General features: G+C 65.5%; 22 protein-coding genes and 1 pseudogene. 10 read left to right on the top strand and 13 right to left on the bottom strand.

Features of this window, described 5'->3' with window-relative positions; translation table 11 throughout:
- Window positions 1–311 precede the first annotated feature (311 nt).
- A protein-coding gene (locus tag ACSNOA_RS22315; RefSeq protein ID WP_436662391.1) for an IS5 family transposase occupies window positions 312–1,177 on the top strand; the annotation gives its coding sequence in 2 pieces (ribosomal slippage) (window positions 312–645 and window positions 645–1,177; 867 coding nt in all).
- 80 nt (window positions 1,178–1,257) lie between these two features.
- Here ACSNOA_RS22315 and ACSNOA_RS22310 read toward each other — a convergent pair.
- A complete protein-coding gene (locus ACSNOA_RS22310) occupies window positions 1,258–1,698 on the bottom strand; it encodes a heavy metal-responsive transcriptional regulator (RefSeq protein ID WP_436661091.1) in 441 nt (146 codons plus the stop codon).
- 79 nt (window positions 1,699–1,777) lie between these two features.
- Window positions 1,778–2,152 carry a tyrosine-type recombinase/integrase gene (locus ACSNOA_RS22305; RefSeq protein ID WP_436661089.1) on the bottom strand — a complete coding sequence of 125 codons (375 nt, stop codon included), beginning with the start codon at window positions 2,150–2,152 and terminating at the stop codon, window positions 1,778–1,780.
- A gap of 687 nt (window positions 2,153–2,839) precedes the next feature.
- Between ACSNOA_RS22305 and ACSNOA_RS22300 the strand changes: the two are divergent.
- The 3 genes and pseudogenes from ACSNOA_RS22300 to ACSNOA_RS22290 form a co-directional block, all read left to right on the top strand.
- Window positions 2,840–3,196: pseudogene (locus ACSNOA_RS22300) on the top strand (replication initiator); the annotation flags it as partial.
- An 89-nt stretch (window positions 3,197–3,285) separates the two neighbouring features.
- Window positions 3,286–3,630 carry a PadR family transcriptional regulator gene (locus tag ACSNOA_RS22295; protein WP_436661087.1) on the top strand — a complete coding sequence of 115 codons (345 nt, stop codon included), beginning with the start codon at window positions 3,286–3,288 and terminating at the stop codon, window positions 3,628–3,630.
- Complete coding sequence (locus ACSNOA_RS22290) at window positions 3,573–4,151, top strand: HAAS signaling domain-containing protein (protein ID WP_436661085.1); 579 nt, start codon at window positions 3,573–3,575, stop codon at window positions 4,149–4,151. Before ACSNOA_RS22295 ends, ACSNOA_RS22290 begins: the two co-directional genes overlap by 58 nt.
- A gap of 52 nt (window positions 4,152–4,203) precedes the next feature.
- Here ACSNOA_RS22290 and ACSNOA_RS22285 read toward each other — a convergent pair whose 3' ends face one another.
- Genes ACSNOA_RS22285 through ACSNOA_RS22270 form a run of 4 tightly spaced genes read right to left on the bottom strand, consistent with a single transcriptional unit; the run spans window position 4,204 to window position 7,983 of the window.
- On the bottom strand, window positions 4,204–4,860 hold the full coding sequence (locus ACSNOA_RS22285) for a GNAT family N-acetyltransferase (protein WP_436661083.1): 657 nt from the start codon (window positions 4,858–4,860) through the stop codon (window positions 4,204–4,206).
- Between the two features lie 25 nt (window positions 4,861–4,885).
- Entirely contained in the window at window positions 4,886–5,560 is a 675-nt protein-coding gene (locus ACSNOA_RS22280) for a GOLPH3/VPS74 family protein (RefSeq protein ID WP_436661081.1), read from the bottom strand.
- A 9-nt stretch (window positions 5,561–5,569) separates the two neighbouring features.
- Entirely contained in the window at window positions 5,570–6,580 is a 1,011-nt protein-coding gene (locus ACSNOA_RS22275; protein WP_436661079.1) for an acetamidase/formamidase family protein, read from the bottom strand.
- A complete protein-coding gene (locus ACSNOA_RS22270; protein ID WP_436661077.1) occupies window positions 6,577–7,983 on the bottom strand; it encodes an APC family permease in 1,407 nt (468 codons plus the stop codon). Before ACSNOA_RS22270 ends, ACSNOA_RS22275 begins: the two co-directional genes overlap by 4 nt.
- A 443-nt stretch (window positions 7,984–8,426) precedes the next feature.
- Here ACSNOA_RS22270 and ACSNOA_RS22265 point away from each other — a divergent pair, with 443 nt between their 5' ends.
- From ACSNOA_RS22265 to ACSNOA_RS22250, 4 genes are all read left to right on the top strand, one after another.
- The gene (locus ACSNOA_RS22265; protein WP_436661075.1) at window positions 8,427–9,773 is read left to right on the top strand and encodes a helix-turn-helix domain-containing protein; all 1,347 of its coding nucleotides are present in this window, start codon (window positions 8,427–8,429) and stop codon (window positions 9,771–9,773) included.
- A complete protein-coding gene (locus ACSNOA_RS22260) occupies window positions 9,770–10,468 on the top strand; it encodes a 2'-5' RNA ligase family protein (RefSeq protein WP_436661073.1) in 699 nt (232 codons plus the stop codon). The genes ACSNOA_RS22265 and ACSNOA_RS22260 overlap by 4 nt, the downstream gene beginning before the upstream one ends.
- 498 nt (window positions 10,469–10,966) lie before the next feature.
- The gene (locus ACSNOA_RS22255) at window positions 10,967–11,356 is read left to right on the top strand and encodes a hypothetical protein (RefSeq protein WP_436661071.1); all 390 of its coding nucleotides are present in this window, start codon (window positions 10,967–10,969) and stop codon (window positions 11,354–11,356) included.
- An 86-nt stretch (window positions 11,357–11,442) separates the two neighbouring features.
- Window positions 11,443–11,958, top strand: a complete 516-nt coding sequence (locus ACSNOA_RS22250) for a hypothetical protein (protein WP_436661069.1) — start codon at window positions 11,443–11,445, stop codon at window positions 11,956–11,958.
- Window positions 11,959–12,009: 51 nt separating this feature from the next.
- Here the strand turns inward: ACSNOA_RS22250 and ACSNOA_RS22245 are convergent, their stop codons facing one another.
- Window positions 12,010–12,258 carry a hypothetical protein gene (locus ACSNOA_RS22245; RefSeq protein WP_436661067.1) on the bottom strand — a complete coding sequence of 83 codons (249 nt, stop codon included), beginning with the start codon at window positions 12,256–12,258 and terminating at the stop codon, window positions 12,010–12,012.
- Window positions 12,259–12,570: 312 nt separating this feature from the next.
- Window positions 12,571–12,969: a hypothetical protein gene (locus ACSNOA_RS22240; RefSeq protein ID WP_436661065.1), complete on the bottom strand. Its 399-nt coding sequence runs from the start codon at window positions 12,967–12,969 to the stop codon at window positions 12,571–12,573.
- Between the two features lie 755 nt (window positions 12,970–13,724).
- Here ACSNOA_RS22240 and ACSNOA_RS22235 point away from each other — a divergent pair.
- The gene (locus ACSNOA_RS22235) at window positions 13,725–17,033 is read left to right on the top strand and encodes a type ISP restriction/modification enzyme (protein WP_436661063.1); all 3,309 of its coding nucleotides are present in this window, start codon (window positions 13,725–13,727) and stop codon (window positions 17,031–17,033) included.
- A gap of 125 nt (window positions 17,034–17,158) precedes the next feature.
- On the opposite strand, the gene ACSNOA_RS22230 is transcribed toward ACSNOA_RS22235, so the two are convergent.
- Entirely contained in the window at window positions 17,159–17,683 is a 525-nt protein-coding gene (locus tag ACSNOA_RS22230; RefSeq protein WP_436661062.1) for a hypothetical protein, read from the bottom strand.
- A gap of 244 nt (window positions 17,684–17,927) precedes the next feature.
- On the opposite strand from ACSNOA_RS22230, the gene ACSNOA_RS22225 reads away from it, so the two are divergent.
- Entirely contained in the window at window positions 17,928–18,581 is a 654-nt protein-coding gene (locus ACSNOA_RS22225) for a hypothetical protein (RefSeq protein ID WP_436661060.1), read from the top strand.
- A gap of 474 nt (window positions 18,582–19,055) precedes the next feature.
- Here ACSNOA_RS22225 and ACSNOA_RS22220 read toward each other — a convergent pair whose 3' ends face one another.
- The 4 genes from ACSNOA_RS22220 to ACSNOA_RS22205 all read right to left on the bottom strand — a co-directional run bounded on the left by ACSNOA_RS22220 (window position 19,056) and on the right by ACSNOA_RS22205 (window position 22,128).
- A complete protein-coding gene (locus ACSNOA_RS22220; protein ID WP_436661058.1) occupies window positions 19,056–19,670 on the bottom strand; it encodes a class I SAM-dependent methyltransferase in 615 nt (204 codons plus the stop codon).
- A gap of 241 nt (window positions 19,671–19,911) precedes the next feature.
- Window positions 19,912–20,451 carry a hypothetical protein gene (locus ACSNOA_RS22215; RefSeq protein ID WP_436661056.1) on the bottom strand — a complete coding sequence of 180 codons (540 nt, stop codon included), beginning with the start codon at window positions 20,449–20,451 and terminating at the stop codon, window positions 19,912–19,914.
- Window positions 20,452–20,577: 126 nt separating this feature from the next.
- On the bottom strand, window positions 20,578–21,141 hold the full coding sequence (locus ACSNOA_RS22210; RefSeq protein WP_436661055.1) for a hypothetical protein: 564 nt from the start codon (window positions 21,139–21,141) through the stop codon (window positions 20,578–20,580).
- Between the two features lie 615 nt (window positions 21,142–21,756).
- Entirely contained in the window at window positions 21,757–22,128 is a 372-nt protein-coding gene (locus ACSNOA_RS22205; RefSeq protein ID WP_436661054.1) for a hypothetical protein, read from the bottom strand.
- Window positions 22,129–22,573: the final 445 nt, after the last annotated feature.

The following is a 22,573-nucleotide window of genomic DNA, read 5'->3' as shown; positions in this document are numbered from 1 at the left end:
TCAACCACGGGCAAGGGCGACCGCGACGGCAGAGACACCAAAGCAAGATCCCCACCGGCGTTTCCGCTGGTGGGGATTGGCGGGGTCGAACCGCCGACCTTCCGATTTTCAGGCACCCGCATTTCCACAGGTCAGAGAGCCCTAAGAGGCCGCCGTGCTACCGACGTGCAACTAGTTACGCGGTCTGATGTGTCAGGGCCAGCGTGCGACATGTCGTGCGGCTGGCTGCCGGCGCGCTCGGCAGCCACGTTAGGCGACTAGGGCGTGTCCTGCCGATCTTGTAGTGGTTGATCGTTGACGATGTGCCGGTGGTGCGTCGTGGCGAGTTGACCGATGAGGCGTGGGCGGTGATCGCGCCGCTGCTGCCGGAGCCGGGTGGTGCCCGGGGGCGGTGGCGGGATCACCGTCAAGTCATCAACGGGATCCTGTGGAAGCTGCGTACGGGTGCGCCGTGGCGTGACCTGCCGGAACGCTTCGGGCCGTGGAAGACCTGCCACGAGCGGCTGCGACGGTGGACTGCCGACGGCACGTGGGATCGGATCCTCGCCGCGGCGCAGGTGCATGACGACGGCACACCGGTGCAGTGGACGATCAGCATCGACTCGTCGATCGTGCGGGCGCACCAGCATGCCGCTGGCGCCCGCAAAAAGGGGGCTCCCCGACAAGTCCGGCGACGCCTGGTGCGCAAGATGGCGAGGCCATCGGCCGATCCCGCGGCGGGCTGAGCACGAAGATTCATCTCGCCGTCGACGGACGGGGTCGGCCGTTGTCGATCCTGCTCACTCCAGGTCAGGCCGGCGACAACCCTCAACTCCTGGCGCTGCTGGACGCGATCCGCGTCAACGAGCCGGGACCCGGCCGGCCCCGCAAGCGTCCCGACGTGCTGATCGCGGACAAGGGATACGCCCACGACTCCACCCGCCGAGCCCTGCGCCAACGCGGCATCCGGCACGTCATCCCCGAACGGTCCGACCAGGTCGCCCGCCGTGCCGTCAAGGGCAGCACCGGAGGGCGACCACCAGCCTTCGACAAGGCGACCTACCGCAAGCGCAACGTCGTGGAACGCTGCTTCAACCGACTCAAGCAATGGCGCGACCTGGCCACCCGCTACGCCAAACGCGCATCCCTATACCGGTCCAGCCTGGTCCTCATCGCCACTGTCATCTGGCTTCCATGATCGGCAGGACAGGCCCTAGCAGCCGCAGGGGCAGGTCGGGTCGGTGCACTCCGGGTCGCAGTCGCAGGACAGCTCGAAGGTCAGCATGTTGAATCACCTCCTTCCTGCTGAGGTAGCCAGGTCCCCGGCGCAGGCGGTGGGCAATCGTCACCCGGGAGGGTGGCGATCATGGCAACCATCTCGGCGCGCAGGGCAGCCAAGCGGGCCATCTCGGCGTCGAGGTCGGCCAGTCGCCGGCGCAGTAGCGGCTCGGCGGGCTCGCACGGGCAGGTCCCCGTGTCGCGCACGGCGAGCAGGTCACGTATGTCGCTCAGCTTGAGCCCGAGTCGCTGTGCGCCCTGGATGAACTTGAGCCGGTCGACTGCCGAACCGTCATAGGCCCGGTAGCCAGACGAGGTGCGGGCAGGTGCCGGCAACAGGCCGGCGCGCTCGTAGTACCGAACGGTGTCCGAGGAGACGCCCACGGCAGCGGCGAGTTCCGCTACCCGCAGCCCTGCTCTCCGGAGGCCTATCTCGCTCATGCCATCGACGCTAAACCTTGGAGCATGGTCCAACGTCAAGCCGGCCGGTAAAGCTATCTGGTGAGTGATGACCAGCACGTCAGCCCCGCGTTGTGATGTGTCGAGGCAGCCGGGCGATATCACCGTGCGCGGCCAGTTCCGAGAGGGCTTTGGCGATCTCGCGGTCGCGGCCGTCGACGGCGTGCAGGTACCGGCGAGCTGCGGCCATTGACGAGTGCCCGAGTCGCTTCATGAGGTCGGCCAGGGTCGCGCCGGTCTGGGCGGCGAGGGTCTGACCGGTGTGCCGCAGGTCGTGGAAGGTCAGGTCATCGAGCCCGACTTGCTTCCGCGCCCGGACAAACGCTTGATACAAGGTGTTGCCCCGCAGCGGAGTTCCGTCGCGGCTGACGAACAGCCGATCTTTGCCCGCGTACTTGTCAAGGCGCTCCGCGCGGCGCGGGCCGGGGCGCGGCAAACGGCTCCCCCGGAGCCGCCGCCCCGGCCGCCTACGGCGCCGGGGCGGAAAATCAGCCGGCCCGGAACCCACGCCCCGCCCCGCGCGTCCGCCTCGATAGGCAGAGAGATCCTTCGGTTGCCAAACTCCACTAACGACCGGCTTGCTTGCATCTACTGCGCTCGGAGCAACTGGAGTTCGACGAGCTGGCCTGCTCGACCTATGGGTTCGAGGCAAAGCCAGTGTTGAAGCCCAGGACGCTTGTTCCGACGGTCCTGTTAGGGGTTGTGCCGGGCGTCTTGCCACCTTGTGCCGCCCAGAATCGGGATGCTGTCTAGTTGATCTTGTCGGAGGTTTTTCGCAATGATGCCTGCCGGTCGATCTCGGTCCGTCGTGCAGGTGAGCACCTCGGTTGGGGGTGATCGCGAGATCGATGTTGAAGTCGTGGCTAGCGCGGGATAGTTCCTCATCGAGGAGTTGGATCTAGTGGATGGTGGCGTCCTTGGTGACGAGTCCTCTCTCGGTGAGGCGATCTCCAGGTCGGGATAGCCGGCGCCCTTGCCGATGCGTACGCCGTCTCACCGGCTGACGGCGACGCTCGCTTCGGCGTGCGACTCGCGGGACCGCCATGTAGAGCAGTTTGCCCTCTTCGAGAGCGCGTACTCGTACGGGCAGTTGGGCCCGGTCGGAGTTGAACTTGAGGAATACTTCTCCGGGGAGCTATGGCGGCGCACCAAGCAAGCCATCGAACGCCACCTCGACGCCCTCTGCCGCGAGCCTGGCATCCCCCTCGTCCGGATCGTCACCGCCTCCGGCAAGGTCCGCTGGGTGCCACCCGTGCGGGTACCTCACGGCAAGATCGCCGAGATGCAACGCGGGGCGGCAATGCACTTTCACGTCCTGCTACGCCTCGACGGCGTCGACCCCGACGACCCGAACGCCCTCGTGTTGCCACCGCCCGGCATTACTGTCGGCGACCTGGAGGAAGCGATCGAGGTCGCGGCCCGCCAGATCACCGTCACCCCACCTTCGCACCCCGACCGACCACAGGGTTGGCTGGTCGCCTAGGGCGAGCGAGTCGACGTCCGGCGCATCAACATCGGAGCCAGATCGGTACTGAAAGGTTCCTTGTGCAGCAAGGTACTATGTCGTGCGTGGAACACCAGGCCGAACTTGCCACTGCCATGCGTCGCGGCACACTGGAGTTCTGCGTCTTGGCGCTGCTCAGCAACGGCGAGCGCTACGGCGTGGAATTGGTGCGCGAACTCGGTGCCGAGACCGCGCTGACGACCAGCGAGGGCACGCTCTATCCCCTGCTGTCCCGGCTGCGCCGGGGCGGCTGGGTCGCTACGTCTTGGCGGGAGTCCCCAGCCGGACCACCGCGCCGCTATTACTCGCTCACCCCCCACGGCGCAGCTGCGCTCGGTCACTTCCGGTCCGAATGGGCGGCCTTCCGCGACGCTGTCGACCGCGTCGTCGGGACGGCCCGACGATCCTAATTGGAGCACCGATGACCCCGATCGACTCCCTCATCGATAGCTACCTCAACGCAATCGCCCGGGCCGGTGCGGGGTTGCCCCCGCAGCGTCGAGAGGATCTGCTGACCGACCTGCGCGAGCACATTACGGCGGCCCGGGCGGAGCTGCATCCGGAGACCGAGGCCGGCGTCCGGACGGTACTCGACCGACTCGGTGAACCCGAGAGCATTATCGCCGAAGCCAGACAGGACGAGCCGCCACTCTCTGCAGCACTGCCCGCGGCGATCGCCCATGTTCCGCCAAATCGATCTCGTACTCGGTTATGGGTCGCGGTCGTGGCGGTACTGGCTGTCGCCCTAGCTGCGTGCGTCGCGGGGGCTTTCGCGTTCGGTGCCCAAAGGTCGGCGCCCGCCGAAAAGATCGCGAGCGTCATATCGGCGTCGAGGTCAGCAAAGTGTCTTCCCTTCGTCCGAGGGCGCGGGGCTCGTTCGGACCTGGCAGCCCAACGATCAGTCAGTCGGGGAGCGATCGTCGCTGTGTGATCGCGGCCGCTGGATATATGGCGCACGTTGTCGGCGTTGCCTGGGCGGTAGGTCAGATGACGCGGTCGCGTGAGCCCTGTGAGCTGTCGACATTGGAGGCGTTGAGCGGCCATGGGTGGCTGTCGGGTGGGAGGTTGCGGTGCATCGGGTGGATCGTGGGGCCGTCGGGCAGGGTGACGGTGGGTCGGGGGGTGTAGCCGTAGCGGCCGTAGAGGGTGGTGGCGTCGCTGACGGGCGTGGCGTAGGAGGGGAGGCCGATGCGGTCGACGCGGCTGCGGTGGTGCTCGAGCAGTGCGGTGCCCCGACCGGTGCCCTGCGCCTTGGGTGTGACGGCGAGGAACGCTAGGTGGTAGTGCGGCTCGGTCGGCTGCTGCGCCGACAGTAGGTGGTCGAGAAGGACGAAATGGCCGGCGTGTTCGCCTGCGGCGTCGGGAAGTCGGATGCCGTAGTTCGCGGGTAGGGGGATGGGCCGGTAGCGGTGAAAGCCGACAGCGGCGGCGGTGTGGTCGTCGGTGAGGTAGATGTCGCCGAAGAACATGGCGTGCTCGATCCAGATGGCCAGGACGTCGGTGAGGATGCGGCGCCGTGGTGTCGGTTCGGGTACGAGCCAGGCGGCGACGGAGTGGGTGTGCATTGCGTCGGCGATGAGCGCGGCGACGGGCTCTTTGTCGGTCCAGTGGGCGGCGCGGATACGCGGAACAGTGTCCATGTCTGGTGGGTCTCCTGTAGCGGGGTTAGCGGTAGGTGGCGGTGGCGAGGTCGCCGAGCGCGGCGTCGACGGCGGCGGTGATGTCCCGCACCGGCGGGTAGTGCTGCCCGGCGACGGCCCGCAGGTGGGCGGTGAGTGCGGTGGTGTCGTCGTGGAGGTAGAGGTGCGGGGTGAGGCCGAGCACCGCGACGAGCCCGGCGAGGGCGGCGGTGTGGTTGTCGGGCTCTTCGCGGCCGGTGGCGAGGTAGCGCACGCGGGCGCGTGCGATGACCGGCCATTTCGTGTCGGCGGGGAGGTAGGTCTCGGCGCGGACGAGTCCGCCGAGGCGCCGGCGGCTGGTGTGCCGCAGGATCCCGGCGGCGACCAGCCCCGCCCGGGTGCGTTCGTACAGGTCGGTGGAGAAGCCGCGCAGCCACGCCCGCCCGGTGAGGGCCGTGCGGGTGGTGCGGATCACCGTGAGGGCGCTGTCGGTGATGAGGTCGCCGACCGGATGGTCGTGGTGCAGGCGGAGCCGCTGCTCGCCTACCGGTCCATCGTGCGGGGCGATAGTGATCCGGCCGGTGAGGAACAGGTCGATGAGGACAGCGCCGGCCAGGCCGACGGCCAGGGCCTGCTGGTGCAGGTGCGGTTGGCCGGTGTCGTCGTCGTGGCCGAGGAGGAACAGTTCGTCGCGCAGCGGCAGCCGGGGTATCGAGGTCACGTCTGCCTCCTACCGGTGGTCGGCGGCGAGCTGCCGCAGCCGGTCGTGGACGCCCCGGTACGGAGTGGTGGGGGAGGGGAGGAACTGCCTGTCGACCGCGGCGACGACCGTGTAGTTGGGGTCACACACATTGCCGATCGGCGCCCGAGCGGCTTGGGAGACGAGCTGGTAGGCGTCCAGCTCGTCGAGGCCGGTGAGGGCGGCGGTCCAGGCGACCAGGTCGCGGTGGGCGATGCGGTAGGCGTCCTCGAGGGGACGCGCAGCGCCGATCGACATAATCTGGTGGTCGGTTTCGATCCGCGGCCACACCGTGGGCACACCCTTGATGACCTCGACGGCGAGGGTCGTGGTGGTGGCGATCTCCACGCCGACACCGCACGCTTCGCCCTCGCCTTGGCGGGCGTGCGCGTCACCGAGGGCGAGCATCGCCCCGTGCATGTTCACGCCGAGATAGAGGGTGGCGCCGGCGCGCAGGTGCGGGGTGTCGAGGTTGCCGCCGTGGGTGTCGGGGACGATCGTGGAGCGGGCCTCGAACCCGCCCGGCGCGACCCCGACGGTGCCGATCATCGGCTCCAGCGGCAGGTCCACGCTGTGGTCGCTGGCGGTGGCCCGGTAGCGGACGATCCCGGCGGTCGTGTCGACCTCGTACACCCACAGCCGATCCTCGAGCGGTGGCTGCAGGGTGGTGTGCGCGGTGGAGGTGAGGGCACCGAAGTGCGGGAACGTGGCCGAGACACCCCAGTTCCGGCGGGGCTCGATTGAGATGAGATGCACGGCGAGCGTGTCACCGGGTTCGGCGTCCTCGACGAAGAACGGCCCCGAGACGGGGTTGAGGTAGGGCATGCGGCACACCTGCGACGGCAGGTCCGCCGGCCCTCGAACGAGGCCGCCGAAGCAGTCCTCCGTGACCACCTGCAGCACATCGCCGGAGCGCACGTGCGCCACTGGCATGAACCCGCCGAAGGTGTAGGCGAACTCATCCCGCGCCGGCCGATACACGATTCTCTCCATGCCGGTCACACCCGCTCCAGGTCACGCCGCCGCTGCGGCTGAGCGGGCGTGAACCCCGACAGGGTGGGACGGCGGCCGGCGGCGTACAGGCCGGCGAGGACCAGGACACCGAGCCCGAGCCAGGCCAGGCCGACGCGTTGCGCGGCGATGTTGGCGTTGACCACGACGTAGGCGAGGATTGCGAACCCGACCGCGGGCATCACCAAGTGCGCCCACCAGTTCCGGCTACGGCCGCGGATCAGGTGATGCACCACCACCGTGACGTGCAGGACGAGGAACGCGACCATCGCCCCGAAGTTGATCAGCGACGACAACACGGTGATCCCATCCGCCCGGGTCGCCATGTACAGACCGAGCGCGAGGGACACTGCCCCGGTCAGCAGGGTCGCGTTGACCGGCACACTCCGGCGCACCGACACCCTCGCCAAGAAACGGGGGAGCTGCCGGTCCCGGGCCATCGCGTACAGCAGCCGGCTGGTGGCGACCTGGGCGACCATCGAGTTCGGCAACCCCCACGCGATCGCCGTCGCCACCGCACACACCGTCGCCAACCAGCCCCCGCTCGCGACCTGCGCGGCGTCATAGAAGGCGGTGCCGTTCGGGTCCCCGTCAGCCAGGAGGGCGTCGGGGCTGGGGACGAGCATCGCAGCCAGCCACGTCTGCCCGATGAACAAAACGCCCGCCAAGACCAGCACGGCGGCCATGGCCCGGCCGATTTGCCGGGAGCCGCCCTTGGCCTCCTCGGCGAGCATGCTGATGCCGTCGAAACCCAGGAACGACAGCACTGCGATCGACACTGCCCCCGCCACCACCGACAAGGTGAACGTGTCCGGGTTGTAGAACGCCTCCCAACTGAACCGGCCCCTGCCTGACGCGAGCGCCCAGCTGGCGACGGCGAGGAAGACCGCCAGGACGAGCAGCTCCCCGAGCAGCATCACCCGGGTGACCATCGCGGTCATGCGGATGCCGACCGAGTTCACCAGCGTGTTGACCACGACGAACCCGAGCAGCCACACCCACACCGGCACCGCCGGCACCGTCGCGTGCATCGCCACCGACGCCACCAGATACAACAACCCCGGCACCAGCACGTAGTCGAGCAGGATCACCCACCCGGCCAGGAACCCGGCCGACGGGCTGATCCCCCGACCCGCGTAGTTGTAGACGCTGCCGCTCATCGGGAACGCGCGCACCATTTGCGCATACGAGAACGCCGTGAACACCAACGCCACCACACCGATCACGTACGCCAGAGCCACCATGCCACCCGAGCCCGCGTACGCGCTGCCGAAGATCGCCATCGGCGCGATCGGCACCATGTACACCAGCCCATAGGCCACCAGGTCCCGAAATCTCAGCTGCCGGCTCAGCTCCTGCTGGTAGCCATAGCGCGACAGTTCGTGGTCGTACATAAATACACCTCTCGGGAAGTTGATACTCGGCACTCAAAGAAGCCACAACACAGGCGGCGCTTGGTCCCCGCGACGCCGGCCGGCACCACAGCACTCAATGCGATCGACCCTGATGTCGGTAAGTAGACCGGCGTGATAGTGACAACAGGCCGACACGGAGCGCTCGCTGCGGCACGTGTAAGGCCTTGGATGGTATGGCCAAGATCGAGAAGGGCCGCCGATTTTGCACAGATGGCGGGTGCTTGTGCCGGTCATACACAGCCCGGCACGCGGCCCCTCCAGGCCATCGTGATGTGAATGTCGGTCAAATGTCGGGATCCGCCGACAGCTTCTACCGACAACCACGACGAGGGCGTACCGTGATCGTGTCCAATGTGCCGTTACGGCGGATGGCAGCCGGGGCCTAGGCCATGGGAGCGTCTACAGAACGGGAGTTGGCAGCGATGGCCGAAAACGACGAGATCGAGACTGCACGCCGTGCGCTCGGCCGTCGGCTCGCCCAACTGCGCATGGCCGCTGGTCACACCCAGCACAGCCTCGCCCGGCTCATCCAGTATGGGCGCAGCTCCGTGGCAAATACCGAAACCGGCCACCAGTACCCCGATCGCGCGTTCTGGTCGCGCTGCGACGCAGTGCTGCACACCGGGGGCCTGCTCGTCGGCGAATACGACCGTGTCGCCGAGCTGCGCTGGCGGCGTCGCTCGTCATTGAACCAAAAACCGAACGGGACCCATCTACCAGCCGTTGTCTTCCAGGCCACAGCTCCCGTTCCCGACTCGGATGGCGGCTCTGCTCTCTGGGAATGCGAGGAAGTTATCGCCGCGCGCCGACTGGTACTGAAATCCTCAACGGATGACGACGCGCGCCTGGCATACCTGGAGTACGAGGTGTGTCAGGCCATCACGGACAACGAACGTCTAACTCCGGCCGTCCTCATGGCTCGAATGCGGCCGCTACGGGCCTATGTCGACCAACTCATGGCAGGTCGACAGCACCCACCGCAACGGGGCCGCCTGTATGTTGCTGCCGCGCACCTGTCCGGACTCCTCGGCGCGCTTGCGCTGGACCTTGGCGCGTTCGCCGTCGCACACGCTTACGCCGCCGAAGCCTTCGACCTTGCTGATGCCGCGCAACGGCCATACGTGCAGGCCTGGGCGCGGGCGACGCAGAGCCTCGTTGCCTTCTACGCCGGCGAGTACCACGATGCATTGGCCTTCGCCCAGGATGGCCTGCGTCGCGCGGGCAACAGCCCGCATCGTCTTCGCCTCACGATCAACGGACAAGCAAGAGCCCTCGCCCGGCTCGGCGACCGGTACGGCGTCGACAGCGCCGTCGACCGAGCATTCACGCTCGTTGCCGAACAGCCGTCCGACGCGCAGGTCAGCGAGAGCCTCACCTTCGGCCCGTATTGCCATGCCCGAACAGCGGCCAACGCAGCAACCGCCTACCTGGCCATCGGTCACAAGACGGAAGTAACTGACTACCTCGCCGTTGCCATCGCTGCCTTTGACAGGGCAGGGCTGGCCGGTCCGCAAGCACTGAGCCGCCTCGACCTGGCCACCGCGCACCTGCACGCTGGCGAACCCGAACAGGCCGCCGCCCTTGCCATGGAGGCACTTGCCCTCACCGCGGACCAGCGGTACGAGTCAGTACATCAGCGCGCCCGACGGTTCCTCGCCACCGCCCAGCCGTTCGCCCACCAGCCGCGGCTACGGCAGCTCGCCGAACTGCTCGCCGAACGTGCACAGATCGGCACCACGGGACGATCGGTTCTACCATCCCCGTCATGACTAGCCGGGAACTTGCCAGTTTGCAGCAGCGCTGGGCCGCCTACCAGGAGCTACCCGAACTCACCGAACACTGGTACTGGCGCCCTGGCTGGCGAGCCGGCCGCCAGTTCTATACCTGGCACCTCACCTTCGAACACCAGCCCGAACTTCACAATCTCACCACACAACTACAAAGCCAGCTAGCGATGCCTGGACTAGACATGGTTCCGCTCGACGGCCTGCACCTCACAATGCAGGGACTCGGCTTCACCGACGAGGTCAGCGACGACGACATTAAGGCGATCGTCGCCGAAGCCCGGCGACGGTGCGCAGGTATGCCACCGCTCGAACTGTCCCTCGGACCCGTCGATCCGGACGCCGAGGGAATCGGCCTGCTCGTCCGACCCTGGGACCGCGTCGAAGGCCTTCGCGCCATGATCCGCAGCGCCATCGCGACAGTGTGGGCCTCGGTGCCGGAGCCCGCTGACAATTTCCGCCCACACGTCACCCTCGCCTACAGCGGTGCACCAGTGCCCACGGAGCCGATACGTGCCCAACTGGCGAAACTTCGTCACCTGCCAGTGGCGCAGGTGAGGATCAGCGAGGTGCCGCTGATCGCGCTACGCCGCGAAGGTCGCACCTATCGATGGGCGACGGTGGCGACCGTGCGGCTGGGCGAACGAGCCGAACCCGTCAACGTCGAGGTACTCCGATGAGATAGCTGCGCGTGTGGCGACGAGGCCGCAATGTCGGCCCCGCCTAAACCGACCGGCCCGCCGGTGGGATCCGCAATACGCGCGTGTGCGAAGGGTAGGTGGGTCAGCCTGGCTCCGCTGCGTGAATATCGGGGGCGGAACCCGAATCGCGAGGTTCTGCCCCTCGCACGCGGGGGTATTCGCCGTCGCGGCCCGCCCCATCGACGATTACCCGCCGACTACAAGACCGGCCCGCACAGGCAGAAGAACCTGTGGGGTTTGGCCCACGAAGCGCATGATTGTGTGCGGCGGCGATGGCGGCAGCACCCACGTGTGGAGGGAGGGACTCTTCCTGGGCTGTGGTGGTCGGATGACCGTGCGTGGCCCGGCTGCGATGCCCCTCATACCAGGAGGGCAGGATGAGCAAACACGTCTCCTACGACCGGTACGTGATGGCAGTGGCCCTGACCCTGGCGCGCAGACATCGGCCGGTGTGCCACGCCGGAGCAGGCCGCGCTGGTGTGGGTGCTGCAACTAAGCGCCGGTGAGGAGCTGGGGCTCTCACGTGTGTTGGCGAAGCCGCGGCATGACGAGCTGCTCGGGCAGTGGCGCGAGTACCGGGCCGTGATCGAGAGCACGGAGAAGGCACTCTCGAAGATCACGACTACCGGGCTGAGCGTCGTTGAGCACCAGGGCGACGACCGCGCCACGGTCACCGAGCAAGTCCAAGCGGTGTGGTGGGACGGGCCCACGATGCTCGCCGGCACGACTAACCCGTTGCGGTTCGAGGTTCGCAGAGACCGAGGCGGGTGGCGGATCTGGTCTGTCGACCTGCCGCCGTGGTGCGGCGGGCACGTGCGAGCCGATCTTTGCCCGGCTAGGGCCGAGGCCGCTGTGCGTACCCGTTGAGGGTGTTCGCACGAAGTGCTTGCCAGAACGATCGACAACCAGGTAACGGCAGCCGCTGACGGGCCGCCAGGAGGAAACCAAGTCACATGAGACAGCTTGCAGACGACAGGGACATCGACAGGGCCCTGACGTGGATCGTCTCCGTCCTGCGTCGTCACCGCGTGCCGTTCCAGATCGTGGGTGGCCTTGCGGCATACGCCTATGGCGGCCGCCGTCCCATCGTGGACCTGGACTTCTACGCCCCGCTGGCCGACGCAGACAGCTTCCTCGCCGAGATCGCCGAGCACACCGTCTGGGGGCCGGAGGACTACCAGGACGATTCCTGGAAGCTACGGTTCATGAAGATCGACTACGGGCCCGTACGCATCGAGATCGGCGACACATCCAGCGAGCCAGAGCTCTTCGACCGAATCGCTCACCGGTGGGTGCGGCAGCACATCGACTTCACTCGTTCAACGTCGCGCACCGCTTTCGGCATGGTCCTGCCCGTCATGCCCCTGGAAGAACTCCTGAGCTACAAGGCCGCACTCAGCCGCCCCGTCGACCTCCTCGATATCGAAGAACTCACCGCCGCCAACCCAACCCAGCCCACCACTGCTTAGATCACGAAGTGCCTGAAGTAGGGGGCGGAGGTCTTGCGCCCCTTACAGGTATCAGGCCGGCGGGTGGGTAGCGGCGCCGTTCATCTCGCGCCACTGGCCGCCGTCAGCGCGCGTGAGGCGTTGCACCATCTGTCGGGCGTCGTCTTCGGTGTCGAACTCCCACCGGAGCACCTTGCCCGTCTCTGAGTCGCCAGCCCTGGCAATGACGTGCCAGCGAACCTCACGGGCAAGCCACACGTCACGTCGAGTCAGGCGTCCCCAGACACCGTTCCACCAGCGCGATACCAACTCCTTTCCCACCCCCTGATCGTACAGACGTTCTAATCGCCTGTCGGGTGGTGGTAGGAAAAGGAACCGTGCGAGTCGGCCAGACGGGCAACCGCGGGCCGGTGAGCGACAGTCACCCAGACGGCTGGCGGGGCCCTCGTTTGACGGTCACCACGGCACGCGCACGAGGTGACGGCTCAGAGCTTCGCTGGCGGCTGCCGGATCGCAACGGCCGGGCGGGGTGTGTGTCGCGCCGGCCAAGGTCGGCCCGGAACGGCTACCGGTGATTGTCTAGTCCCACCACACGCTTGACAGATCCATCCCAGCACATGCTTCACACATCGCCTAGCAGCTCTGGAGGACGCGCTCTACGTCCGCGCCCGCTTGGACGACCACAGCGTCGGCGCGAAGCTCCTCGGGAAGGTGGTGTCGCTGCCCTTCGTGCGCGAGCAACGTGGGGCAGCCAGGTGGAAGCACAACGGCATCCGCGAGCCCGATGAACTTGACGAGCATGTCGAGAACGGCACCGGCGGAGAACCGGCTGATCATGAGACTGTCGAGCGTGTCGCCGGCAAGGGCGGCGTAGACGTTCGCTGTGCCGCCGTCGTCGGCGCTGATGTGCCAGTAGCTGTGCTGAGGTTCCCGTCGGTCGACGCGGGGCTCAAAGACGGCCAGGAAGGCGCCACCCTCCATTGGGGCGGCATCGCCCTGCACAAACCGCTGGACGAACACTTCGTAGCTCACCCGAGCAAGTTAGCGCCTCGGCCAGAACGATCATGTCAAGCATCTGGTGGGACGCACGTGTAAAGCATCAGCCGGGGCACGACACGGCCGCCTGCCGGCGAGTGGTTCAAAGTTTCTGTACGTCTTCAAGGCGGCCCGCAACGGGCCGCACGCGCCGCCGCCAGGGCGCGCGCCGGCCGCTGGCCGCTGTCGCTCTGCGGCCGTCACGCCTGATGCCCGGCGGCTGGTGCGGAGAGCGGGAAGCCCGGAGGGCCGCCGCAGAACGATAGACCGTTGACCGGTGGTGTGGTGGGCCGGCAGCCGGCCGGGCCGCGCGGTCACGAGCCCGCGCGGCGTAGGGGAGCGGACGCCGGCCGCGTCGGCGAGCTGGCGGTGGTCGCGGGGTTGCAGTTACTGCGCCTCCGGCGGGGGCGCTCCGGCTCCAGGATGGCCGGGGCGCCGTTGGCGGGTCGCGGTCCGTGGGTGGTTGCGGTCGGCCATCCCGCCTGCCATCGACCCGGACAAGCCGAGCAGACCACCGCCCGACCCGCCAGCCTCCGTTCGGGCGTCAAGGTCCGCTTGACCTGGCGGGCCGGGCGGCAGCCTGCTCCCCAGGAGGGCGGGTCGACGGCATACGGGATGGCGGGAAGTGAGTCCAGGCCGGAGAGGCTTTCCGAGGAGCGACCCCAACTCTTGGTGGGATCGTCCGGTCGGCTTCAGCCGACTAGAGTCCACGCCACGGCTTCGGGGCAGCAGGGATCAACGAGGAGACAGCGGTGACGAGCTTCAGCGACCTGATTGCGGCTTTCGGTGCTAGCGCTGCAGCGAAACTGTCAGGTCCAGGACAACGAGAGGCGCTTTTGATCGGACCGGTAGCCACGTTCATTGAAAATGTGGGGACTGCCGCCGGTTTGAACGTCACCGCCCATAACGAGGTCACGGAACTTGACGGGACCGTCCGTCCGGACTTCGGAGTAAGAGTAAACGGCCTCCTGACCGGCTACATTGAGCTCAAGGCACCAGGTACCTCACTTGATCCGAGCAGCTACGGCTCCACCACTCACAACTATAGGCAGTGGCAGCGTCTCAAAGAGTTGCCCAACCTGCTCCATACCAACGGAATCGAATGGCGTCTCTGGAGGTACGGAGAACTGGTTGATCAGCCAGTCCACCTACACGCCAAAGACTTGAGCAAGCCCGGTCGCCGGCTAACTGCGCCTCCTCGCTTCGAGCTGCTCGTCAACTCGTTCTTGCAATGGCAGCCTGCGCCCATTATGAGCGTTGCTCGGCTGGTGACGATCCTGGCTCCTCTCGCACGAATGCTTCGTGAGGAAGTTCAACTAGCCCTCAAGGCCGAGCGACGCGCAACCAAGGCCGGCGCGCCGCTTGAGGAACAGCCTTTCCTTGGCATTGCCCGGGACTGGCGTGCCATGCTTTTCCCAAACGCCACAGACGCGGAATTCGCCGATGGGTATGCTCAGACAGTGACATTCGCACTGCTGTTGGCAGTTTCAGACGGCATCGACGTCGCCAAGCAGAGTCTCTATGACGTCTCTCAGCGCCTTGAAGCTCGGCACTCGCTTATGGCTCGTGCACTAAACCTCCTGACTGAGCATGTTCGCAATAGCCCGACGTGGCTCGGCGTAGAGATGATCACTCGCGTCCTTGCCGCAGTGGACTGGCCTCGCGTTGCGGCCGGGGGTAGCGATGTTTACCTCCATTTGTATGAGCATTTCCTATCTGAGTACGACCCGGTCAAGCGAAAGAAATCCGGCTCCTACTACACTCCGGTTGAAATCGTTGATGCGATGGTGGGCCTATCCGACCAGGCTCTACGTAAGCATTTAGGACAGCCGCAAGGTCTGCGCAGCGCCAATGTCGCAATCGTAGATCCGGCGATGGGAACAGGAACTTATCCTCTGTCGGTCCTGCGTCATGTAGCTACCGAGGCATCAGCTCAGTACGGACCAGGTGCTGCGCCAGAGGCAGTGGCAAACGCGGTAGAGCGGCTATATGGCATGGAGTTACAATCCGGGGCATTTTCGGTCGCGGAACTGCGGGTTACATCCGCAATCTCGGATTCGGGCGCAGAGTTCCCTGCAAAGGGCCTCAATCTCTACGTAGCTGACACGTTGGAGGACCCAGCCAGCGCGAGTAGTGCCCAGCTCAGTTACACGCTCCAGTTAGTCGCCAAACAGCGACAGCTGGCCAACAAGATGAAGCGGGAACGCAATATCCATGTCTGCATCGGCAATCCTCCGTATAAGGACCACGCCGGCGGCATGGGCGGCTGGATCGAAAGCGGGATCGATCCGAGAACCGGTGAGGCACCGCTCGATGCGTTTCGCCTGCAGGGCAACGGGCTTCATGAGCGTCACCTGAGCAACCTCTACGTATATTTCTGGCGTTGGGCTTTCTGGAAGACGTTCGAATCGACAGACTATCCGGACGTGAAAGACGGCGACAAAGGCCTTGTGTGCTTCATTACAGCGACCGGCTATCTAGCGGGGCCCGGCTTCAAAGGCCTACGCAGGTACATCAGGGAAAAATGCTCCCACGGCTGGATCATCAACCTGACCCCCGAAGGTAAGCAGCCGCCGGCGAAGAGCGCTGTCTTCAACATCGAGACGCCTGTCGCGATCGGCCTCTTTCTTCGCTCTGGTGACAGTAATCCCGTCACGCCAGCAGGTATCAAGTATGTCGCCCTTACCGGGACGAGAGAGGAGAAGTTCGCCCAGCTCGCCTCTCTGACTCTCGAAGATAGCCGGTGGCAGACGGTGCGATCTGGATGGACGGACCCGTTCACACCTAGCGCAGATTCCGAATGGGACACCTACCCGGCGATGGACCAGCTTTACCCGTGGAAAGCCGCTGGCATCATGGCCGGACACGCTTGGGTCTACGGCCCGACGCGCGACATCGTTGAAGAGCGGCTTAGGTATTTGGTGCAGGAAGGAGACCCGATCAAGAAGTCCCGGATGTTCGGCGAGGGGCGCGACTCTAGTCTCAGTAAGACCAAAAAGCCACTCGCCGGAAGCGATACCGAACGGGACACGGGGAAACCGTTTGGGGGCCTCGTGGTGCTTCCCAACCCCAAAGTAGTCCGCGTCGGTTACCGGGCCTTTGACCGTCAGTGGATAGCGGCAGATAGTCGCCTGCTTATTCAGCCATCTCCAGATTTGTGGTGGGGCCGCCTACCTCCCGGCCAGGTCTTCACTGTCGAACTGCATTCGGAGCATCCTAAGGCCGGACCTGGGCTTGCGTTCTCTGCATTGATCCCGGACGCTCACTTCTTCCGAGGCAGCGGCGGTGGACGTGCACTCCCGATGTTTCACCCAGATGGAACTCCCAATCTTTCCCCCGGGCTCCTCGCAGCACTGGAGGATAACCTGGGTGCTGGAGTCGCCTCGGAAGACTTGACTTACTACATCGCCGGTGTCGTTTCGCATGGGGGTTTCGTTGCTCGCTTTGATAAAGAGCTGCAGACGCCCGGGGTCCGGGTCCCGATCACTAAAATAAGAGCGCTTTGGGACCGAGCTGTAGCGCTGGGCCGACTGGTTGTCTGGCTACATACCTTCGGCACTCGCGGCGCGCATCCCTCGGGCGCCGACGACGTGCGTTCCGTCGTAGCCGACGGCCTCGTCCACCCCAGCTACATCACCCCCGTTCGCCAGATGCCCGAGCGAATTAACTATGATCCGAATACTCAGATCCTGGGCGTGGGTACCGGGAAATGGGGACCTGTTATCCCGGAGGTTCGCGCCTACACCGTCGGCGGGAGCAATATCATCGATTCCTGGGTGGGATACCGGCTCGCCAAGCCCAAAGGCAGGCGCAATTCGCCCCTTGACGATGTGAACGTGGCTTCCTGGCCGGGCGAGTGGTCGATTGAGTTCTCTGAACTTCTCTCCGCGCTTACTCAACTTGTTGCGCTTGAACCGGAGCAGGAACAACTGTTGTCCACGATACTTTCTGGACCGGTATTTTCGATCGCCGAACTGAGTAGCGCAGGCGCTGTGTTTCCTTCCGGCGCTGCTGATCGTAAGCCGCGGAAGCCTACGTCTGCAGGTGAAGTCCTCTTTTAGCGAGGACCAAAACGACGAATTCCCTGGCCAGCGCAGAAGATGCTATCCGCGTCGGCCGGGGATTCGTTAGGTCCTTTAGCGATTGCCGTGCTCGACGCAGCTATCTCATCGCAGCAGGTCGTGAGTTACGGCAAAGTTGCGTCTAGGTGCATTGCCTGCCCTACAGAGACCGCTACCACTATCACATCGCCTTCTTGGGTCCGCCTTCTTGCATACTCCCGCACTGCAGAAAATAGATCACTTGCCTTGTGTCCCATTTGCGCCCCGCCAAGGATCATAATCTGCATGCGCAGGCTGGACATCTCGGCCAATAACTCGGCAACATCGAGGGGAAGCTCGACGTCAGTGGCCCCGCCCTCAAGCTGGATCTCGTCTTCGTCCGGCTCGTCCCGACCCACCAGCTGAACTAGGGCTTTTTCTCGGTTCCGCTCCGACGAAATCTTGGTCCTTGCGAGGTCCGCGAGCCCGAGGAACTCGGCGTACAACAACCGCTTCTCTTCGAGGAGTGCAAGCCTCAGAGTTGCATCGCTCTGAGCCTTGGCCACCTCGGTCTGCGCCCGTCGACCTACCGTTGCCGCCCATACCGTGCCCGCCACGCCCGTGACCGCGACGACGGCAGTCGTAACGGGGTTTAGCCACTCCCACGCCATCCAGCCATCATGCACGCGCGGTGCAACTTAAGATCAGCCGCTCACCGGACCACTACAGCAAGAGGCGACCATGCGTGGACGAGCGTCGGGAAGCGGGCAATTAGGGCAGTAGGTTTCAATAAGCGGCCAACCGCGTAGGGCCCTATGCGGAGTCTGATCCTCGTCTTAGCTTGGAGGCAACCACGTCAGCCCTTGTCGAGGACTGGGGGCTGCGCATCCGGATCGACAGCCATATCGTATTGAGATGGAGCCCTCCGCTGCAGATCCGTCCCTTACCGAACTGATCCTCCCGTTGGTCGGAGTCCTCGTCGGCGGTGTCATCACCGGCGGCGTGACTGTCTGGACCTTCAGGCAGCAGCGCGCCGATGCTCGTGCTGCTGAGCAACGGGCTCGCGCCTCGGCCTTGGAGGATGAACGCCGGTCCCGCGCGGTAGCGGCGTCGGGCAAGGCGAGTGAGGGGCTGACAAACCTATTGCTGTTGGGGCGTGACCCGGACGAACGACGAGAAGCGAGGACGCAGAGGCAAATTGCCCGCCCAGTAGGCTCCGACAAGCTAGTTGCCGAGCCCGGATCACAAGACGATGCCGCGATTGAGGCATGGCGGCAGCAACGACAAGCGTTTGTGCTCGCTGTCGAAACCGCAGCTCTTGATATTGTCAATGGCGAGGTCCGACAGCGGTTGGACGAATCCGTCAAAATGCTCCGGTTCTACCGAGGGCCGGAGAAGGACATTCGTCAAAGCGAGTACCGGACGCGGTACATAGCAGTGAGTGAAGGGCTGGCTTGTCTCGGCGCGTTCCGACGGGGCGACCCCTTGCCTGACCGATCGGAGAGCTTTGTTGAGACCATGCAATTTGTGAACCTCTACCTTGAGGAACTAGAAGCAAACTCGCAGTGATCGGAAGTGGCTGCCCCGGGCGTCTTCCCAGCAGGGACCGGGGACATCCCCGGCACCTGCTTATGGGCGCGAGATGCCACCAGTTAGCAGCAGCCGACAGCTTGAGACCGCATCCGCGGCGGGGGTTTGAGCTCGTAAGCAAGGCTTCGGGCAGCGAGGCAGCAGGAAGGCAGCGCGAGCCTCGATGCGGGCCGGTCCCGAACGCTAAGCGATGACGGCCGGCACCTGCTCGTTGGCGAGGACCACCACCCGTCGCCAACAGGCAACAGATTGAGTACGTATCCCCCCGACGGGGTCATCATCACCCACCAGCGGACAGGATGCCGGGCAACAGCGGCGGCATGACATCAGCCCTGACATCAACGGCAGCGGCCCAGGACGGACGAGTGCGGACGGGTGCCGCCTCGCCACCCGGACCCCGTGGACGTCTGCGGACACGGCGAGCTTCGCCGAAAGCGCCTTGTGAACGAGTGCTCACTCGTCCGTGTCGAGTCGGTGAGCGTGTAGGGCGAGCCAGGTCCTGCTAGACCGGGTCTGGCTCGTGTGATGCACCTTGAAGCCGGCCGTGACGAGCAGGGCGGTTAGATCCGGCAGGCGGTGGAAGGTGAACCAGCGTCTGCGGTTCGAGCCGTAGTTGGATGCGGTCTCCCAGCCTTCGCCGTCGCCTTCCGTCACGTTCAGGTAAAGCTGGCCGCCGGGACGAATCGTGCGAGCGAACTCGCCGAGGACTGCGGGTACCGCTTTACGGGGAATGTGCAACAAGGCTGCCTGGCACCAGACAGCGTCAACTGCTCCAGACCGTAGAGGAAGCTGCCGCATGTCGGCTTGGGCGACGCCCGGCATGCCACCGGTCCGCAGTTGCCCGAGAGACAGGTCGAAGCCGATCACTCGCAAGCCACGCTCTCGCAGGAGCTTGACCTCGCGGCCGGGACCGCAACCAACATCGGCCACCATGCCCCCTGATGGAAGGCGTGCGGTCAGCAGCGCAATGTCTTCCAGGAGCCTGGGGTCAATGGTCGAGTTGACCCGAGCGTACGTCGTCGAGATGGCGTCGTACGTCCGCTGGGTTTCGGTGATGGGCTCAGACATGCGGGTGAGACTATCGGCGTGCCGACTGCTTGCCCTCAGGCAGCAGAGAGGCAGCAGGGAGGCAGCAAGAGCGACGCGAACCTGAAACCTGAGACACCGTCAGACCGCGTCCCCCCTGCACCCAACCACGTCCCGCAATCGCGAACCACAGCCGTTGATAAGCCATATCCGGCTCCCCCCGACGGGGGTCATGAACGACGGGTCGAAAGCGCCCGAGCCGACGAGATGCCCTTGCGGCGTGTCACCACTGCTCATCGAGGGCTGCGATCTGCTTGCGGAAAGTTCGGGCATCCTTCGGTGGCAGGACCGCAACGGCGACGTCCAGGATCCAGCGCAGCTCGGGCGGATTCGGACAGCACTCCATCACCCCACACCCGGCGGTCGAATCCCACAAGCGATGCCAGGGGTGGCGCACGAACCATGACCAGGTCCGCAGTGCATCACACACGGCTTGGTTCCAGAGGCGGGTGCGTTCGAGGTAGGCGATGGCTTTCAGACCCCGAACCGAGAGCCCGGGGACGACAGAGGTTGACCCATCAAGCGGTCGCCGGAAGATCGAGTCGGCACGCAGTTGTGCGGGGGCGCCTACGCGGCATTGCCCTTTCGTGGAGTCGACATGCCGATCATCGTTGCACACCCGCGTTCGGCTCACCTGCGCGACGACATGCGTGCGTGGGGACCGGACCATGACGGGTCGGCCTGGGTCGCTGGCGGAGCGGCGGTCGACAGCAACGCTGACAGCAACGCCGCCGGACGGCGGCACGCTGACAGGTGCCAACACGGACGAAGCTCCGAGCGTGCAGCCGGTGCCGGACGGGTGCGGACGCGACGCACAGAGCTTGTAAGCGAGATGTCATCCATCGAGACTGACCTCCGGGGTGACGGTCACGTCCGGCGACATTGGAAGCTATCCGATGGTCTCCATGATGTCGTAGTCCGGATCTTCGGGCGTTTCGACCGTCACGAGCCACTCCCAGTGTGCCGGCCCATCGGAAGCCGTCGGACGGCCGCAGCGGCATGTCCAGTGCTCTACACCTTCGTCGACAGCAGCAGGAGGCCAGAACCTGAGGCGCAGCTTCTCCACCGAGGCTGTCTCGCGCACCGGACGAATTGTCTGTACAAACACCCGCACCTCTTGCCCGGCGGGGTGCACCATTCCGTTCATCGAGAGTGGGCTACGTGATCCTCCCTCCAGGGATTCGCCCAAGATGCGGTAGCTGCGTGACGGTGTAAACACGAAGGAGAGGTTGTGATCGCCGGTTCGGGGGTTGGTCGACATCTCAAAGCGCGGGTTGTGCGGTTGCGGCGGCCGGTAAGCCTCGTGGTCCCGGTCGAGTTCCAGCTGGGCTACCTTTCTGGCTTCGGCAGCGCTGCTCTCTGCTGCTCTGGCGCTGCGCACGCCGAGCCACCACGACGCTGCTAATGCGACGGCACTGATAACGACGGCGATGATCGAAAGTGTTGTGGTCACGGCGAGGGAGCCTACTTCCGGGGACCATCACCTCGGCCGTCATGACGTGAGGCCGACTCACACCGGCAACCCATAGGGTCCAGCACTACGACCACGACCAGGCCCATGAGCTGGGGCGTGCTTGCCAGCCCGGATTAGGCGGAGTCAGCAGCGAGTCAGCAAACAAGCTGCTGTGCGACCGTGACGGACGGAATGAGCGACAGAGCGGGCCGTGCTAGAGCGCACAAGACGAAGCCTGCTGGCACTGGCTGACAATCGCGACCAGGCTCCCCCGGCGGGGGTCGGACGCCGAGCGGCGCAAGCGAGCCTGAGCAGGCAGGCAATTGGCCGAGGCCGTGCACGCTGGCGGACCGTTGAACACCTTGCAGGCGAGGGGCTGAGCCAGCCTCTCGGGCTTCTATCGGGTGGCACCGCGGCGAAGACAGCCTGGCCGGTCGCCGTGAGCGCATCGGACTGGGACGTATGAGATTGCGTTGCTGGAAGGGTGAGGCGCCGCGCCCCTTAGATTGCACGCGCCCGCCAGACGTGGCCCGGCCGAGCAGCTTGCCGAACCAGAACCCTCTACTACAGGAAGACCATCGCGAGGAAGCGGCTGTCAGCGAGCGGCAGTCCGTTTCACCTCAGCGCTACGAGGCCGCAGGCGGCCGAGATATGGTGCCGCTTGGCCAGGTCCGCCAACACGGCTTCCTCACTGACCTCAACACTGTCCTCGGTCACGTCGTTGAACTCGGCATTCAGCACATAAGCCTGCTCCGTCGGCACCCTGCACTCGTTCGGCTGCACTAGCTTCTCCCGAACCTGCACAGAGTTGAGCTCGTAACCCCGCCATGACCTACCGTCGCCCGTCGCGGCATCCGACCAACGTCCGTCCGGCGCCCACTCGAACACGGCAAAGCTGGGCACAACTTCTCGCCGGTCGTAAGTGATCACGACCGACAGCGCTTGCCATCCCTGCCCTCGATGGCTCTCCACGATCTGCGACGCCACATCCGTAACCCGCCGCCTGGTCACCGGAAAAACGTGAAGCTCCGCGCGGATAGCCAGACGGCGAGCGCCGGACCCGCCGCTCACATCCCGTCGCTCGAAGACCTCGTAGGCGGGCAAGAGTGGCTCAGATGCGGCGCCACGTGTCGCTTCCGCGGATGGCGTACCAACCGTCTCGCGTAGCCGGGTGGGCGAAGGAGCGGTAACAACAGGTTCCGCGACCTGAGCGCCGGCCGATGTCCCTGAAGCGGTAGTAGGACTGACCTGAGAGCCTTCCGGCGGTGCGGCGTCACCGAGGATTAGACCGATGGCGGTCAGAATGGTTCCGCCGACGCAGCACATGACCAGCACGCCTACAGCCGCCAGTATCAGAACAGTCCCAGGCTTCAACCTCGGGCCTGTCTGAGCAGAGGCGGCAGGGGGCACAGGCGGTACCGGCGGCCGCCAT

It is taken from the genome of Micromonospora sp. URMC 103 (assembly GCF_051386435.1).
GTDB lineage: Bacteria > Actinomycetota > Actinomycetes > Mycobacteriales > Micromonosporaceae > Micromonospora.
The sequence above is the reverse complement of the archived record's forward strand: the minus strand, read 5'-3'. Positions and strand labels throughout refer to the sequence as shown.

What these genes read in the sequence shown, in the direction of transcription:
- ACSNOA_RS22225 (WP_436661060.1), top strand. Translation starts at nt 17,928, where the DNA reads ATGGAGCCCTCCGCTGCAGATCCGTCCCTTACCGAACTGATCCTCCCG.
- ACSNOA_RS22220 (WP_436661058.1), bottom strand. Translation starts at nt 19,670, where the DNA reads ATGTCTGAGCCCATCACCGAAACCCAGCGGACGTACGACGCCATCTCG.
- ACSNOA_RS22310 (WP_436661091.1), bottom strand. Translation starts at nt 1,698, where the DNA reads ATGAGCGAGATAGGCCTCCGGAGAGCAGGGCTGCGGGTAGCGGAACTC.
- ACSNOA_RS22285 (WP_436661083.1), bottom strand. Translation starts at nt 4,860, where the DNA reads ATGGACACTGTTCCGCGTATCCGCGCCGCCCACTGGACCGACAAAGAG.
- ACSNOA_RS22270 (WP_436661077.1), bottom strand. Translation starts at nt 7,983, where the DNA reads ATGTACGACCACGAACTGTCGCGCTATGGCTACCAGCAGGAGCTGAGC.
- ACSNOA_RS22230 (WP_436661062.1), bottom strand. Translation starts at nt 17,683, where the DNA reads ATGGCGTGGGAGTGGCTAAACCCCGTTACGACTGCCGTCGTCGCGGTC.
- ACSNOA_RS22250 (WP_436661069.1), top strand. Translation starts at nt 11,443, where the DNA reads ATGAGACAGCTTGCAGACGACAGGGACATCGACAGGGCCCTGACGTGG.
- ACSNOA_RS22260 (WP_436661073.1), top strand. Translation starts at nt 9,770, where the DNA reads ATGACTAGCCGGGAACTTGCCAGTTTGCAGCAGCGCTGGGCCGCCTAC.
- ACSNOA_RS22290 (WP_436661085.1), top strand. Translation starts at nt 3,573, where the DNA reads ATGGGCGGCCTTCCGCGACGCTGTCGACCGCGTCGTCGGGACGGCCCG.
- ACSNOA_RS22265 (WP_436661075.1), top strand. Translation starts at nt 8,427, where the DNA reads ATGGCCGAAAACGACGAGATCGAGACTGCACGCCGTGCGCTCGGCCGT.